This is a genomic window from Micromonospora globispora (assembly GCF_003857015.1).
In the GTDB taxonomy this organism is placed as follows: Bacteria; Actinomycetota; Actinomycetes; order Mycobacteriales; family Micromonosporaceae; genus Micromonospora; species Micromonospora globispora.
This window is the reverse complement of sequence record NZ_QGGF01000337.1, coordinates 1-2,199: the sequence shown is the minus strand read 5'-3', so window position 1 is coordinate 2,199 and position 2,199 is coordinate 1. Positions and strand designations below refer to the sequence as shown.

Below are 2,199 nucleotides of genomic sequence, written 5' to 3'. Positions count from 1 at the left end.
CTCCTGCTGCGGCTGCTCGCCGCCGCGCCGGCCGGTTCGCGGCTGGTCCGTGCGGTGGCCGCCACCGCCGGGACCCCCGGGAACGGCGAGCCGACCGGCGGCACGTTCGCCGGGTTCGTCGCGTTGGCCGACGCCGGGCTGCTGCCGCCGCCGGCGGTGGACGTGGCGGGCCTCCGGGCCGTGCTCGCCGAGGCCGAGCAGTGGGCGGGCGCGGGCACCGCCCGACAGCGCGGCCACGACCGTACGCTGCTCCTGATGGTGGCGGCGCTGCCCGCCGCGGGCGCGACCGACCTGGACCGGCTGGCGGCGCTGGCGGCACAGGGCCACCGGGCCGGTCTGCACCTGGTCGTGGCGGGCTGGCCGCCCGCCGGCCGCGCACCGCTGCCCCAGGCCACCCCCATCGCGGTACGGAACGCGTATGCGTTGGTCGGGGATCCGCCGGCTGCCGGGTTCAGCAGCCCGGGTACGGAGGAGCCCGGCGGTCTGCACGCCCCGGTCTTCGTGGACGAGGACCCGCCGGCCGAACTCGTGGCCGGGGTCTGTCGCCGGCTGGCGCGGCAGATCGAGGACGGCACCCGCCTGGCCCTGACCGACCTGCTTCCCACCGGGGACTTGTGGGCGGCCGATTCGGTCGACGGGCTCGCCACGATGGTCGGGGACGCGGCCGGGCGGCCGGTGAGCCTCGGGTTCACCGAGCTGACCCCGCACTGGCTGGTCAGCGGCCGCTCCGGCGCCGGGCGCTCGGCGTTCCTGACCAACGTCCTGTTCGGGCTGACCGCCCGGTACGGCCCGGACGAGCTGATCCTCTACCTGGCGGACCTCGCCGACGGCGAGTCCTTCGTGGAGTTCCTGCAGACCGAGCGGGACCGCTCCTGGGTGCCGCAGGTCCGGACGGCCGGGATGGCCGCCGACCGGGAGTACGTGGCGGACCTCGTCGGGCAGCTCGAGGCGGAGCTGCACCGCCGGGAGGAGGCGGGCCGACGGGCCGGCGGGCAGCGCTACGCGGAGCTGCGGCAGCACCAACCGCTGCCCCGGATCGTCTGCGTGATCGACAACGTGCCCCTGCTGCTGCGGGAGCGGGACCGGTTCGCTGCCGAGATCCTGGGGCGGCTGGACGCGCTGGCCCGCAGTGCCCGGGCGTACGGGATCCACCTGGTCCTCGCCGGCGAGGGCGACCTCGGCCTCGGCGGTCCACGGGACCCGCTGCTCGGTCAGTTCCCGGTCCGGGTCGCGCTGCCCGGCGGCTCGGCGGTGCTGGAGCCGACGAACGACGCGGCGGCGGGGCTGCCGGTCGGCACCGCGATCGTGAACACCGCCGGGGGCTTGGGCGGCCCGCGGGGCGCCACCCGCGGCCACGAACGCATGATCCGATTCCCGGACCCGCACGAGGATCCGGACACCCTCGCCGAGCTGCGGCACCGGCTCTGGGCGGGCCGGCCGGAGGACGCTCCTCCGCCCGTCGTCTTCGCCGGGTTCGCGCGACCGCTGCTGACCAACGACCCGCGGTACCGGGTCGCGGTGGCCGGACGGGCACACACCCCGGCCGCGCTGCTCGGCCGGGCGGTGGACATCCGTCGCTCCACGGTGGCCGTACCGCTCGGGCCGGCGGCCGGGCGGAACCTCGCCGTGCTCGGCCGCGACGACGAGGCGATCCGGCTGCTGGTCACCGCCGCACGCAGCACCGCCGGGCACCACCAGTCCGCCCGCTTCGTGCTGGCACCGCTCGCCGACGGGTCGGCCGGGCCGGCCGCGGCGCTGGCCGCCGAGCTGACCGGGCGGCACCAGGTGGAGACGGTTGACGTGGCCGGGCTGCGCGCCGCGATGGACGCGGCCGAGCCGGGCTACCTGGTGGTGTTCGGGGTGGACGTGCCGGACGCGGCGGAGCTGCCCGGCGACCGGCTCCGATCCCTGCTGCTGGAGGGGCCGCCGGCCGGGTTGCACCTGCTCGGCTGGTGGCGCTCGGCCGGGACGCTGGCCGGGCTGCTCGGGCCGGAGGGCGAGGTGGACAAGCTGACCGCCGTGGTGGTGACGGACGTGCCGGGCAGCCGGCTGGAGTCGCTCTTCGACCGACCGGTGCTGTGGCGACCGCGCCCCGGCCGGGCGATGCTCTGGGACGGCCCGGGAGAGCAAGGGACGGTGCTGGTCCCGTTCGGGGAGGTGTCGGCGGGGTGAGCGAGACCGGTACGGCCGTGCCCGCCC

1 protein-coding gene is annotated in these 2,199 nt (G+C 77.4%); it reads left to right on the top strand.

The annotated features are described in order from the left end of the window. The coding region (locus tag DKL51_RS16595; RefSeq protein ID WP_124812231.1) for an FtsK/SpoIIIE domain-containing protein at window positions 1-2,172 on the top strand (2,172 nt) is incomplete at its 5' end. Window positions 2,173-2,199 lie beyond the last annotated feature (27 nt).